The organism is Pseudoalteromonas sp. NZS127, from assembly GCF_015864805.1.
In the GTDB taxonomy this organism is placed as follows: Bacteria; Pseudomonadota; Gammaproteobacteria; order Enterobacterales; family Alteromonadaceae; genus Pseudoalteromonas; species Pseudoalteromonas nigrifaciens.
The window spans coordinates 112,796-126,159 of sequence record NZ_JADYWN010000013.1 but is presented as its reverse complement, the minus strand read 5'-3'; the positions used below and the strand labels follow the sequence as shown (position 1 = coordinate 126,159).

Annotated in this window: 12 protein-coding genes; 7 read left to right on the top strand and 5 right to left on the bottom strand. The window is 38.1% G+C overall.

Features of this window, described 5'->3' with window-relative positions; all coding sequences use genetic code 11:
* The first annotated feature begins 186 nt into the window (after positions 1-186).
* From I6E78_RS12775 to kch, 4 genes are all read left to right on the top strand, one after another.
* Entirely contained in the window at positions 187-1,038 is an 852-nt protein-coding gene (locus I6E78_RS12775; protein ID WP_011330125.1) for an alpha/beta hydrolase, read from the top strand.
* 114 nt (positions 1,039-1,152) lie between these two features.
* Positions 1,153-2,805 carry a long-chain-fatty-acid--CoA ligase FadD gene (gene fadD / locus I6E78_RS12770; protein WP_089369289.1) on the top strand — a complete coding sequence of 551 codons (1,653 nt, stop codon included), beginning with the start codon at positions 1,153-1,155 and terminating at the stop codon, positions 2,803-2,805.
* Positions 2,806-2,856: 51 nt separating this feature from the next.
* On the top strand, positions 2,857-3,987 hold the full coding sequence (gene rnd, locus I6E78_RS12765; protein WP_197182655.1) for a ribonuclease D: 1,131 nt from the start codon (positions 2,857-2,859) through the stop codon (positions 3,985-3,987).
* 188 nt (positions 3,988-4,175) lie between these two features.
* Positions 4,176-5,351 carry a voltage-gated potassium channel protein gene (kch, locus tag I6E78_RS12760; protein WP_011330128.1) on the top strand — a complete coding sequence of 392 codons (1,176 nt, stop codon included), beginning with the start codon at positions 4,176-4,178 and terminating at the stop codon, positions 5,349-5,351.
* Between the two features lie 213 nt (positions 5,352-5,564).
* Here the strand turns inward: kch and minE are convergent, their stop codons facing one another.
* From minE to minC, 3 genes are read right to left on the bottom strand one after another with little or no spacing between them, the layout of a single operon-like run.
* Entirely contained in the window at positions 5,565-5,831 is a 267-nt protein-coding gene (gene minE / locus I6E78_RS12755) for a cell division topological specificity factor MinE (protein ID WP_024604840.1), read from the bottom strand.
* A 1-nt stretch (position 5,832) separates the two neighbouring features.
* Positions 5,833-6,642 carry a septum site-determining protein MinD gene (gene minD / locus I6E78_RS12750; RefSeq protein WP_011330130.1) on the bottom strand — a complete coding sequence of 270 codons (810 nt, stop codon included), beginning with the start codon at positions 6,640-6,642 and terminating at the stop codon, positions 5,833-5,835.
* A gap of 5 nt (positions 6,643-6,647) precedes the next feature.
* Entirely contained in the window at positions 6,648-7,352 is a 705-nt protein-coding gene (minC, locus tag I6E78_RS12745; protein ID WP_011330131.1) for a septum site-determining protein MinC, read from the bottom strand.
* Positions 7,353-7,507: 155 nt separating this feature from the next.
* On the opposite strand from minC, the gene I6E78_RS12740 reads away from it, so the two are divergent.
* Together I6E78_RS12740 and I6E78_RS12735 are read left to right on the top strand one after the other, a co-directional pair.
* The gene (locus tag I6E78_RS12740) at positions 7,508-7,789 is read left to right on the top strand and encodes a YcgL domain-containing protein (protein ID WP_011330132.1); all 282 of its coding nucleotides are present in this window, start codon (positions 7,508-7,510) and stop codon (positions 7,787-7,789) included.
* Positions 7,782-8,798, top strand: coding sequence for a lytic murein transglycosylase (locus I6E78_RS12735; RefSeq protein ID WP_011330133.1), 1,017 nt, complete (start codon positions 7,782-7,784; stop codon positions 8,796-8,798). Before I6E78_RS12740 ends, I6E78_RS12735 begins: the two co-directional genes overlap by 8 nt.
* 64 nt (positions 8,799-8,862) lie before the next feature.
* On the opposite strand, the gene I6E78_RS12730 is transcribed toward I6E78_RS12735, so the two are convergent.
* Entirely contained in the window at positions 8,863-9,408 is a 546-nt protein-coding gene (locus I6E78_RS12730) for a GbsR/MarR family transcriptional regulator (protein ID WP_011330134.1), read from the bottom strand.
* A gap of 225 nt (positions 9,409-9,633) precedes the next feature.
* On the opposite strand from I6E78_RS12730, the gene adhP reads away from it, so the two are divergent.
* Entirely contained in the window at positions 9,634-10,644 is a 1,011-nt protein-coding gene (gene adhP, locus I6E78_RS12725; protein WP_011330135.1) for an alcohol dehydrogenase AdhP, read from the top strand.
* A gap of 78 nt (positions 10,645-10,722) precedes the next feature.
* On the opposite strand, the gene I6E78_RS12720 is transcribed toward adhP, so the two are convergent.
* Complete coding sequence (locus tag I6E78_RS12720; RefSeq protein ID WP_197182654.1) at positions 10,723-13,143, bottom strand: TonB-dependent receptor; 2,421 nt, start codon at positions 13,141-13,143, stop codon at positions 10,723-10,725.
* Positions 13,144-13,364 lie beyond the last annotated feature (221 nt).

Below are 13,364 nucleotides of genomic sequence, written 5' to 3'. Positions count from 1 at the left end.
TTGAGCAACTTAATAATCGTCCGAGGAAGACACTTGGATTTGAAACGCCTGCAAAATTGATGCAGGATCACTTGGCGGCTAAAGCCGCCTAAACGTTATGCACTTCAGATTTGAATCCGCGCCTTTTAAAACACGTTAGAGCTAACAGTTATAAATAATCATTAATAAAATTAATAGGGGTGTGCTGTGGAACCATTTAATATTCAAATCAATAATTTAAATATTCATGGTTTAAAAACGGGAAGTGGAGATGAAGTTGTAATTGCGCTACATGGCTGGCTTGATAATAGTGCAAGTTATATCCCTATGTTAGCAAATGCCAAAGTGCAGCAAACGTGGTATTGCCTTGATTTTGCCGGACACGGATTGTCGTCGTGGCGTAGCGACGACGCACACTATTATTTTGTAGATTATATTGATGATATATATCAGTTTATAAATACTCTAGGGGTAAAAAAAATACATTTAGTAGGGCACTCTATGGGAGCTATGGTGGCGGGTGTGTTTGCAAGCTGCTTTAGTGACTATGTAACGTCTGTAACATTTATAGAAGGAATAGGGTGCGTAACAACCCCAAGTGAAGAAGTAACGCAACAACTTAAAAGTGCTATTTTAAACCGAGACAGGCTAAAAAATAAAAAGCCAAGAGTGTATCAATCGAAAGAGCAAATACACCAAGCACGTGCGCAAACAACAGACTTAAGTAGCCAGCTTATTGAGGTATTAATGGCGCGCAATATTAAAACAATTAAAAATGGATTTGCATTAACAACCGACCCAAAGCTTAAAAATCATTCAGGTTTTAGGTTTGATGAGGCGCAATGTATTGGTGCAATAAAAAATTTAATTGCGCCATGTCAGTTAATACTAGGGGATACAGGCTACACTTTTGTAAAACAAAATTTAGAAAACTATGCTAAATATTACAATAGCTTAAATGTAATAACTGTAGAGGGCGGGCATCACTGTCATATGCAAAGCAGTGCGCACTGTTTTGAACAGATTCAAGCATTTATGGTGCAAAGTAGCGTGTGTTAATTGTATATTAGCGTTAAATGTGGGATTATTCTTCATTAGAGTATTTGCTCAATTGTCAAAGTGCCTTACTTAGATTAAGGTTAATAAAAATATAACTATAAACAGGGGCTAAGAGTGGAAAAAATTTGGCTTAAGCGCTACCCAGAAGGTATGCCTGAAACTATCGATCCTGAGCACTATGCCTCATTACTCGAAGTGTTTGAAAAAAGTTTTACCGACTACAAAGATTTACCCGCATTTACAAATATGGGTAAAACCTTGTCTTATGATGAAATTGATACTGCAACTAAAAAAGTTGCGTCTTATATTCAAAATGATTTAGGCCTTAAAAAATGTGACAAAGTGGCAGTTATGATGCCTAATTTGTTACAAACGCCCATTGCTATTTTAGGTATTTTACGTGCAGGCTGTGTTGTTGTTAATGTAAACCCACTCTACACAGTGCGTGAACTTGAGCACCAACTTAAAGATTCTGATACTTCAGCAATTTTTATATTGGCTAACTTTGCCGATACACTCGAAAAAGCGCTACCGCATACCGATGTTAAACATATTGTTGTTACCCAAGTAGGTGACATGATGGGTGGCATTAAAAAGCATGTTGTAAACTTTGTTGTTAAGTACATTAAAAAGATGGTGCCAAGCTACACTTTGCCAAATACCATAGATTTTTGCGATTTACTTAAAGCCGACGAAAATGCCTATGTACGTCCAGAGGTTAACTTAAGTGATTTAGCTTTTTTACAATATACCGGTGGAACAACGGGTGTATCTAAAGGCGCAATGTTAAGCCACGGTAATATGGTAGGTAATCTTGAGCAAGTTTCAGGATGTTTAGACCCAGTGCTTGAGCGCGGTAAAGAAGTGGTAATAACTGCGTTACCGCTTTACCATATTTTTGCATTAACGGCTAACTGCTTAACATTTATGAAGTACGGCGGATTAAATGTACTTATAACTAACCCACGCGACATGCCTGGTTTTATTAAAGAATTAAGTAAAGCTAAATTTACTGCTATTACGGGTGTAAATACTTTATTTAATGGTTTGTTAAACACGCCAGGATTTGCTGAACTTGATTTTAGTCACTTAAAAATGTCATTAGGCGGCGGTATGGCTGTACAACGCCCAGTTGCTGAAAAATGGCAAACAGTTACAAAATCTAAATTAATGGAAGGGTATGGTTTAACCGAGTGTTCTCCTTTAGTTACCGTTAGTCCTTATGACTTAACTGCATATAATGGCTCAATTGGTTTACCGGCTCCAAGTACCGAAATCAAATTAATTCTTGATAATGGCCAAGAAGCAGCAAAAGGTGAACCAGGAGAGCTTTGGGTTAAAGGCCCGCAAGTTATGCTTGGTTACTACAAACGCCCAGATGCAACCGCTGAGAGCTTACAAGATGGCTGGTTTGCTACCGGTGACATAGCAACTTATGACGACGAAGGTTTCTTTTATATAGTCGATCGTAAAAAAGATATGATTATTGTCTCGGGCTTTAATGTATTCCCTAACGAAATTGAAGAAGTTGTTGCCATGCACGACGGAGTGCTTGAAGTAGCAGCTATTGGTATCCCTCACGATACGAGTGGTGAACAAGTTAAAGTTTTTGTTGTAAAAAAAGACCCTTCTTTAACTGAAAAAGATATAATAAAACACTGTCGTGATAATTTAACTAATTATAAGGTGCCTAAGCTTGTTGAGTTTAGGGATGAGTTACCTAAAACTAACGTAGGTAAAATACTCAGAAGAGCCTTGAAAGATTAGCAACTATTAAAAAAGCCGACATATGTCGGCTTTTTTATTGTAGGAGACTAAGTGCACTACCAATTAATTGAAACCCAAAATCAGCTTAATACTTTTGTTGAGCAAATTAAAAACAAGCCCGTTTTAGCCATAGACACAGAGTTTATGCGTCGCCGTACTTTGTACCCAGAAGTTGCACTTATTCAAGTTTATGATGGCGAGCATTTAGCACTTATAGATCCACTGGCAGAACTGTCATTATTCGATTTTTGGCAAATTTTAAAAGATCCTGCTGTTTTAAAAGTATTTCACTCTCCTTCAGAAGACATAGAAGTTTTTCAAAAGTACGCTGGGTTTGTTCCTACGCCGTTATTCGATACTCAATTTGCACTGCAAATTTTAGGCGAAGGAAACTGCATGGGCTTTGCTCTAATGGTAAAAACCTTACTGGATATTGAAATAGATAAAAGTGAATCACGTACAAATTGGTTGCAACGGCCATTAACAAATAAACAATTAGAGTACGCTGCTGCCGATGCCTATCATTTATTACCCTGTTTTAATCTTATTATTGACAGTGTAAAAGCCGCCGATTTATTTAATATTGTTATTAGCGAAAGTGAGTTAGTGGCTAATAAGCGTGAATTTCAAACCCCAGATGAACTGCTCTATAAAGACATTAAAAATGCGTGGCAACTAAGGCCACATGAACTTGCAATATTAAGAGAGCTGGCTGTTTGGCGTCGAAATAAAGCAATTCGTAAAAATTTAGCACTTAACTTTGTATTAAAAGAACATAATATGACAGAAATTGCTAAACGAGGGCCAGCAAGTTTAAATGCATTAAGGCAAATTCCGGGCGTTGAGGCGATAGAAGTGAACCGCTCGGGAGTCGAAATACTAAAGTGTATTGAGCAAGCAAAAGCTTTGCCTGAGGAGCAACACCCAGCAATTTTAAAGCGTTTAATAGACTTTCCTAGTTACAAAAAAGTAGCGAAAGAGATAAAACAAAAAATTAATAAAGTTGCCAAAGAACATAATATTCCAGAGGATGTAATGGCTTCTAAAAAGCAGGTTAATCAACTAATTAGTTGGAATTGGAAATTATCTGCAGCACAAAAAGAGCAGTATATTAAACCAGATTTGCTTAGTTCTTGGCGCTATTCTTTTGTAAAAGATACGCTAAAAGAATGGGATGTTTGATCGTATTTAAGTATCTAAGGTTAGCTTACATAGATAACTTACTTAATAGTGTATTGAGCTAACAGGTATAAATACTAAGCTATTATAAGTGCACCTATTATTGGGAGGCAGTTATAATAGCTTTATTAATTTATTTGCTATTCATTTAGTGGTGTTTTTTATATACCACTGTTATTAAAGCGCTTTTTATGAAAGTTGAAACAATAAAACGTAAACTATTAGAACTATGTAAACCAGCTTGGATATTAGCTATTTTGGTTGCTTTTAATGGTTACTGGCTAATTAAACCTGTTGTTGCACGTATGCTCGAAATGCTACCGGGTGTATTAAACTGGTCGCTCGATTGGTTAAATTTAATTGATAAAATAGGAATAACAGAACTACCGCGCTTTATTTTAGGTGCAGGCTTAATAATAATGTCGGTTGGCTTAGCTTTAAAAGCACGTTTAGCGTGGGCTTTTTCACTGATACTATTAATAGTGGTCGCGGTTATTAGTATTTCATCGTCAAGCTCTGGGCTAATATTATTGTCTTACACTATGGTTGTGAGCATGTTATTACTCGTATACTGGAAAAGCTTTGATGGCTCTAGTATTACCGCAGGTAGTTTGTTTGCTCTAACGAGTACAGGCGCATTAATGCTTTATGCTGTGTTTGGCACTTTGTATTTAGGCAGCGAGTTTAGTACCCCTATTACCGATTTACCCACTGCATTTTACTTTTCTATTGTGAGCATGTCGACGGTAGGCTATGGCGATCTTTACCCTGTAACGTCTACAGCGCGATTATTTACCGCATCAATTATTGTTATGGGTATTACCGTTTTTGCTACTTCTATCAGTGCTATTATAGGCCCTGTGATTGGTGGTAATCTTAAAAAAATTGTTAAAGGTAGGATTTCGAACGTAATGAGAAAAAATCATTTTATTATTTTAGGTATTTCACCCACCGCACACAGTGTTTATGCGGGTTTGGTAGAGCGTGGCGATGCAGTTACTTTAGTGTGCCCAACAGGGTCTGAACACGAATACCCGGTAGATGCAGACATTGTTTATGGCGACTCAAGCTCAGCAGATATCTTAATAGAAGCGGGCGCTAAAAAGGCAAATTATATTTTAGCGTTACGTAATGATGATGCTGAAAATGCGTTTAGTATTTTAGCGGCTAAAGAAGTTGCTGGCGAGGACACTAAAACAATTGCTTTGGTTAATTCAAGTAAACATATTCCGCAAATTAAGCGCGTAAAACCTGACGTAGTATTTTCATTGCAACTACTCGGTAGTGAGCTGTTAGTGAGAACGCTAAAGGGTGAGACTATTGATAATAAACTGATCACTAAGTTGTTCTTTGGTGATGCAGAATAAGCTCGGCTAATTACGGCAATGCTTAACTACTTATATAATAACCTTAAGTGTTAACTAAACTAGTCAACTTCAAGTTGAAATATAAGAGCTTAAATAACTCTCTTATTTTAATTTTAGGGTAAAGCTAAAAAGTAAAATTGTTAAACATAAAAAAGCCGTTCACTTTAATGAACGGCTTTTTTGCGAGCAGTAATTTAATGCTTAATTACTGCCTTATACTTTTGGCTCTTCGTCAGGCAAGGTTACGTTTAGCTCAAGCACGGCTAAGTCATCTTCGTTCTGATCAAATTGAACTTGGACTGCATCACTGCTCACGTTAACGTATTTACGGATCACATCTAAAATATCTTGTTTTAATTGTGGTAAGTAATCCGGCGTTCCTCGTTGAGAACGTTCGTGCGCGACTATGATCTGCAATCGCTCTTTTGCTAATGACGCACTGTTTTTCTTTTCTGAGCGGAAGTAGTCAAGTAAAGACACGTTAACCTCCAAATATCCGTTTGAATAAACCTTTTTTCTCTACATCTAAGAAGCGAAAGTCGACAGTCTCACCTAGTAAGCGGCTAATCGCATCTGCATAAGCTTGGCCTGCATCAGATTCGCTGTCTAAAATAACAGGTTGGCCAGAGTTAGATGCACTTAATACTGCTTGAGACTCAGGAATAACGCCTAATAAATCAATCGCTAAAATATCCTGAATATCTTCAACCGATAACATTTCACCTTTAGAAACACGATCTGGATTGTAGCGAGTAATTAATAGGTGTTCTTTTATGTTTTCTAAGCCTTCTTCAGCGCGCTTAGACTTACTGTGTAAAATACCTAAAATACGGTCTGAATCTCGCACTGACGATACTTCAGGGTTTGTTGTTACAATTGCTTCATCGGCAAAGTACATAGCCATCATAGCGCCAGCTTCAATACCCGCTGGTGAATCACAAACAATGTAATCAAAGTCTTCTTTTAATTCGTTAAGCACGCGCTCAACACCTTCGCGTGTTAGGGCGTCTTTATCACGAGTTTGTGATGCAGGGAGTAAAAATAGTTTATCAACGCGCTTATCTTTAATAAGTGCTTGATTTAAATTTGCTTCACCATTAATTACGTTTACAAAGTCGTACACTACACGACGTTCACAACCCATAATTAAATCTAAATTACGTAAGCCAATATCGAAATCGATAATAACTGTTTTGTAGCCTTTTAATGCTAAGCCTGTACCAATTGCGGCACTTGACGTTGTTTTACCAACACCACCTTTACCCGAGGTAACGACAATAACTTTTGCCATGAGATTTATCCTTTAACCAAAGCTGAAATTTCTAATGATTCATTTTTTTGTTGTATCTGCACAGCGCTACCCCAGTGTTCACCTTGCAGTGAATCACTGATCCAGTAATTGCCATTAATAGAAACAAGTTCTGCTTCTAAGCGATTACAAAATATATGTGCGTTTTTAAACCCTTTTGCGCCAGCGATTGCTCTACCACGCAGGGTTCCGTATATATGTACGTTGCCATCTGCAATAACTTCTGCGCCATGGCTTACAGCACCTAGTACCACTAAATCGCGATCTTTTGCATAAACTTGCTGACCAGAGCGTACCGTGCCATTAATTATTTGTGCAGGCAAGTGCACTGTTTTTTCAACAATAGAGGTATTGGGTTCTTTTTTAACAGATTCACTCTTAACGTCTTGTGAATAATTTAATACAGATAGGCCAGCTGCTTTGGCTTGCGTATGTTGCTCGTCTGAGCCATTACACACACCAACCGCATTAAAGCTCATACGCTCAAGTAATGATTTTAAATGAACAAAATCGAGAGAGTTATTTTTTATCTCAATTAAGTTAACAACAATAGGCGCACCTTCAAAAAACTTGGGCGCTTGGGCTATTTTTATATACAGTTGCTCTGCTAAAAGGTTTATATCAGTACTGTAAAGATGTAAAACTGATAACGTAAAAAGATTCCCTTTTAACTCAAAAATTTGTTCTGACATACACGCTCAATTGAATTATCTGATCAGAGATTAAATTTAGATAAACGCAGGCTGAATAAGGCCTTTATTGAAATTTTCAATCTAATTATTCTAACTTATTATTGCTCTCATGTTATAGTGTGAATCATTGTTAAGCAAGAATTTATAGGGCCATAATGCTCACTGCGGTATATAAAAGTAAGAAAAAAGCGGATAGCTTCTTATTTGTTGAAAAAAGAGATGATTTTACTAAAGTTCCGGAACCTTTAATGGCTATGTTTGGTCAACCTAAATATGTGATGCTGATAAACCTAGCAAAACGTGCGATGTTAGGCACAGCTGATTTAGAAACCGTAAAAGCAGCATTGACAGAAAAAGGGTATTATTTACAAATACCGCCTCCGCAGGAGAATCTGTTAAGCCAATTACGAAAAGAAAACGGAGCCGATAATGATTAAAAAATTAGCCATGATTTTATGTGGAGTATGTTTAAGCACATCTGTAATGGCAAAAACACAAGCTGAATTTCAAACATATTTAGACGCTTTAAAGCAAGAAGCAATTGCAAAGGGTTACGACAGCCAGCTTATTGATCAAGCCTTTGCTGGTGCAAGCTATAAAGAAAAAATAGTATCTGCTGATAAAAATCAGCCAGAAGTCAAAGAAACGCTTGAAACCTATTTACCTAAACGTGTACCGCAATGGAAAATTGATCGTGCTCGTAAATTATACGCCGAAAATCAAGACGTGCTAGAAAAAGTAGCTAAAGACTTTGGCGTGCAAGCGCGCTTTATTGTGGCAATTTGGGGCCTTGAAAGTAACTTTGGTGCTATACAAGGTGGTCATAATGTAATTTCATCGCTTGTTACGCTCGCATTCGATGGTCGCCGCGAAACCATGTATAAAAAACAGCTTTGGGCTGCGCTTGATATTTTAAAGTCAGGGCACATTACCCTTGACAAGTTTAAAGGCTCTTGGGCAGGTGCTATGGGGCAAACGCAATTTATGCCAACTTCATTTAACGCTTACGCGGTTGACTATAATAACGATGGTCGCAAAGATATTTGGACGACCAAAGAAGATGCATTCGCCTCTATTGCTAATTACTTAAAGCAAGAAGGCTGGAACGACTCGCTTACATGGGGTCGTCAGGTTAAGTTACCAGAAAACTTTGATAGTAAATACGTGCTAGTGCGCGGTACTAAAACGCGTAAACAATGGTTAGAATTTTGGAATGACTCAGAGCGCTCATTAGCCGAATGGCAAGCACTAGGTGTACGCCGTGCAGATGGTAGTGATCTGCCAAATGTAGATGTACGAGCAGCGTTGGTAATGCCAGATGATATAAATGGTCGTATGTACTTAGCCTACGATAACTATAAAGTATTTATGCACTGGAATCGCTCGTATTACTTTGCTACCAGTGTAGGTTATTTGTCAGACAGAATTGGCTATCCAAAAATATAATACAGATTAAATAAGTATCTAAAAAAAGCCGCAATTGCGGCTTTTTTTGAATTTTGGGTTTTACTTACTCTTTTTTAAATATTTTATCTTTTAAATCAATTACCTTACCGATACCAGATCCTAACTTCATTAGCTTATTAAGCTGCTCAGGGGTTAAACGCTGTAATTCAGATGACCATTTAGTCACTGTTTCAAGCAGGTTATGAATTTCGCCCATTTGTTTTTGTGCGTAAAGTTCATCTTCGTTGCTTGCAGTATCTAATAGATTATCGCGCAGTAAGCTTAGAGTAGGCTCTACTTCGCGTTTTTTACGTTCTTCGAACACCCGGTTAGCCATATCCCAAATATCACCCGCAGGGGCATAATATTCTTTTCTGTCGCCAGGAATATGTTGTACTTTAATAAGCTGCCACGATTGCAGCTCTTTAATGCCCATACTAACATTGCCGCGTGAAATACTGAGGGATTCTGCAATTTGGTTCGCGGTCATCGGATTTTTAGTAATAATCAATAAGCCACACATTTGTCCAATAGTACGATTGAATCCCCAGCGGCTACCCATTTCACCACAGTGCATTACAAAGGAAAAATTTTTGTCGGATAAACTCATAACTTCTTAATTTTTAGTAATTTCAGAAACTAATGCTAGCACGCTTATTGAGTATGGCAAGATTTTACAGCGAGTTAAGTAATTACTGTCAGACTAAAGTTTGATTTAGATTAATAATCACTCAGCTATATTGGTTTAAGTTGTAATGGGTATAAAGCAATGAAGTTTATTTTTAATACACATTAATACTTATTTTATAGGTATTACTTAAACGATGGAATGATTATGAAAGCTGCAATTAATAATGAATTTAAAGGTAAATTACAAATAATAGACATGCCTATCCCAGAGGTTGGCATAAATGATGTATTGGTAAAAATAGCGGCCTGTGGGGTGTGTCATACCGATTTACATGCATGTCATGGCGATTGGCCTGTTGCGCCTAAAATGCCTTTAGTGCCAGGCCACGAAGGCGTAGGTGTAATTGAAAAGGTCGGTAGCAATATTAAACACCTAGAAGTAGGCGATCGCGTTGGTGTGCCTTGGCTTTACAGTGCCTGTGGGCATTGTGAGTTTTGCTTAGATGGCAGAGAAACCCTGTGTTTGTCACAGCATAATACCGGCTACTCTATAGATGGTAGTTACGCCGAATATTGTTTAGCACACGGTGACTACGTGGTAAAAATACCCGAAGGGCTTGGCTTTTCAGAAGCCGCGCCATTATTTTGCGCTGGAGTAACCACGTATAAAGCACTTAAAGTATCGGGAGCTAAACCCGGGCAATGGGTGGCTATTGTGGGAGTGGGCGGTCTTGGGCACTTAGCTGTACAGTATGCTAAAGCAATGGGGTTTAATGTTATAGCGGTTGATACCGGCAAAGAAAAACTCGCGCTGGCCAAAGAGCTTGGCGCAGATATTACCCTCGACTTTAAAGAAGTGGTCCCAAGCGAAGCCATTTTTGAACAAGTAGGCGGCGCGCATGCAGTCGTATGTACTGCAGTTTCAAAGCCTGGTTTTGAGCAAGCTTATAAAAGTGTACGTCGTGGTGGTAAGTGTGTGTTAGTGGGTTTACCGCCAGAGGATATGCCATTACCTATTTTTGATACAGTGCTAAATGGTGTGTCAGTTGTGGGCTCTATTGTAGGTACTCGAAAAGATTTACAAGAGTGCTTAGAATTTGCAGCACAAGGTAAAGTAAAAGCAATTATTGAAGAAAAACGCTTAGAGGATATTAACGAAATTTTTGATGATATGCTCAAAGGCGAAATTAATGGTCGTATAGTTGTTACTATCTGATCTAAATTAAGCATTCATCAAACACAAAAAAGCACGGTTTCTAAATTAGAAAACCGTGCTTTTTAAGTATTTAACTAGTTAAAGTGTGTAGCTAAAGCTTAATTTAGCATTGCGTTCTTGCCCAGGCATACCGCCTAAAAACATGGCTTTAGAGTAATAACGCTTATTAAATAAATTATTAAGATTTAGCTGCATATGCCATTTATCAGTTGTGTACGAAATGGCAGTGTCATAAATTGTATAGCTAGGTACATAACCATCCGGAATCGAAAACGAGCTAGAGTTAGTGCTGCGGTTATCTACAAAAGTAATACCGCCGCTAATATTTACCGCCTCTGGTAAATTAAACATGTTTGCGTAGTAAGTTACCCAAGTGCTGGCAGTTACATAGGGCACGCCTTTTTGGCGAGTATCGAAACTGCTGCTATTAGGATTACTTTGATCACGTGCATCTTGGTATACGCCGTTGACGTTTATTTTCCATTTATCGTTTAAGTAAGCGTTTAAATCAAGCTCCACACCTTTGGTTTCTTCTTTACCATTATAAAAGCTTTCAACTACACCCTCTGCAGATACACCCGCTTCATAAAGAGGATTAGCATACTCTAAATTAGTTCGCGCGCTTTCAAATACCACAATAGACGCTAATAACTGATCGTCAAAGGCCTTAAAGCGAAATCCTAAATCGTTACTTAACGATTCAGAATCTTCTCTGTCGGCTTCGTTACCACTTACAGAGCCTAAAACACTGTAGGCTGTTCGCCCTTTAGAATGATTAACAAATATCGAGAAATCTTCAGTTGGTTGATAAGTTGCACCTAAATTATAGGTTAAACCACTGTCAGATGTATTTGCCTCAGGGGTTGGGTTTGCACGGCTTGAACTGTAGCGCTCATCTACACCTAAATGCTCGTAACTTTGTTTAATACGGTTATAGGCAACCCCAATACGTGTAGTAAGGGCTTCATTTATATAGCTTACATATTGAATACCTAACCCCCAAGCTTGTACTTTTTTATTGTAGTCGCTGGTTTTAAGTGGGTCGTAATCGGCAAAGTTACCGGTTGGCCAGTTAGGCTCTCGTATATCGTAAATGTAGGGCAGTGTGCCTTGGTAAAGTAAGTTACCGTCGCTATCGTTAATCACTTTATCGGCATCATAAATAGAATATTGTTTAAAGCCAATATCTCTATCTTCATAATTAGCGTTTACTAATAACTCGTTGTCTATATCGGCTACTGAAAAGTCGTAACGCAAATCGGCAAAGTACTGCCATGACTTTTCGTCGGCCTCCACTTGGCGATACTCTTGGCGGCGTGCTGCAAACGGGTAAAGTACCCCGTCTTCAACTAGTGGCGCGCGCGGATCTTGGTTTATTACTCCACTGCGAGTTGAATACACGTAATTATAAGCCCCGGTTTGACGAGCAAAGCTTGAGGTGTAATTACGATACTGCAATTGTTGATTCAAAAATAAATCATCGGTAATAAAGTAGTTGTGGGTTAATTTAAAACGCAGCTCCTCACCTTCGTTATCTTTAGCCATAGGTGAAATAATACCATTAGTACCAAAGCTGTAAGGCGTTAAACCATCTGAAGACGATAATGAATTTGCAAGCTCAATGCGCTGCGCTTCAGATAATTGCAAGCCATTGCCAGACGGATCATTTACTAAATCAGCACCGGTTACTTGATCTGACGTTAGTCCATTTACCGAATTTGCATCGTAAATACGAATAGGGTGACCAATTGAATCCACTGCAATGGCATCTTTAATGTAGGCCGCGGAGAGCATAATATTTTGTTTGTTATCGAATACATATTTAAGCGAGGTATAAATTTCGTCGCGATCTTCTTTTAAGTCACGAAAGCCGGCACTTGAAGCTGTTTTAGCCATGACCCTGTAGGCTAAATTATCGGTTATAGCATTGGTGCTATCAATCGAAAGTGCATAACTATCCCACTGGCCAAGCTCTACGCCCACTTTATGTTTTTCGTTAAACTCAGGCTTTTTTTCAATTAGGTTTATTACGCCACCAGCGCTACCTATACCATATAAACCAGTAGCAGGGCCTTTTAGTACTTCAACCGATTCAACATTAGTAAGTGAACGAGTAGGGTTAAAGGTATTACCTAGCCCAGCACCGCCATACATACCGTCGTAGGTGTAATTGGCATCTAAGCCGCGAATTACTAAATTATCGCCAATACCGTAGTTATTGCCGGCTTGAGTTAAACCACTTACGTTGCGTACTAAATCTTGCAGGCTATTAACCCCTTGTGATTCAATAAGTTCACGGTCAATAATAACCACAGGAGCTGGGGTTTCCATTAACGACATGTTTGACTTAGTAGCTAAGCCAGAGCTCATAACAACACGGTTTTGTTTTTCGTAAACGCTAATGCGCTCTATGTTGTCTTCAACTTTTATATCATTAGCAAAGGCTAATTGTGCATTTAAACAAGCAAGGGTAAGTAAAGAATATTTAAAGTTATGCATATAATGGTAAGTATTCGTATTTAACAAGTTGCGCGAATGATAATGGTTATCGTTATTAAAATAAATAAAAAGTTTAAAAAAAGCTTTTATAACAATCTGTTTGCTGGTTTTTTAAGCGTGTTGGAATTGGTAAGCGTAACTTATGCTTTTTAAATATACGCTTAGCTTTATCAGCCTGGGTTGGCCAAAGTTTCAGCTATAAATTGTTTAGGCTTAAAAAT

What these genes read in the sequence shown, in the direction of transcription:
- I6E78_RS12720 (WP_197182654.1), bottom strand. Translation starts at nt 13,143, where the DNA reads ATGCATAACTTTAAATATTCTTTACTTACCCTTGCTTGTTTAAATGCA.
- adhP (WP_011330135.1), top strand. Translation starts at nt 9,634, where the DNA reads ATGAAAGCTGCAATTAATAATGAATTTAAAGGTAAATTACAAATAATA.
- minD (WP_011330130.1), bottom strand. Translation starts at nt 6,642, where the DNA reads ATGGCAAAAGTTATTGTCGTTACCTCGGGTAAAGGTGGTGTTGGTAAA.
- minC (WP_011330131.1), bottom strand. Translation starts at nt 7,352, where the DNA reads ATGTCAGAACAAATTTTTGAGTTAAAAGGGAATCTTTTTACGTTATCA.
- I6E78_RS12740 (WP_011330132.1), top strand. Translation starts at nt 7,508, where the DNA reads ATGCTCACTGCGGTATATAAAAGTAAGAAAAAAGCGGATAGCTTCTTA.
- kch (WP_011330128.1), top strand. Translation starts at nt 4,176, where the DNA reads ATGAAAGTTGAAACAATAAAACGTAAACTATTAGAACTATGTAAACCA.
- I6E78_RS12735 (WP_011330133.1), top strand. Translation starts at nt 7,782, where the DNA reads ATGATTAAAAAATTAGCCATGATTTTATGTGGAGTATGTTTAAGCACA.
- I6E78_RS12730 (WP_011330134.1), bottom strand. Translation starts at nt 9,408, where the DNA reads ATGAGTTTATCCGACAAAAATTTTTCCTTTGTAATGCACTGTGGTGAA.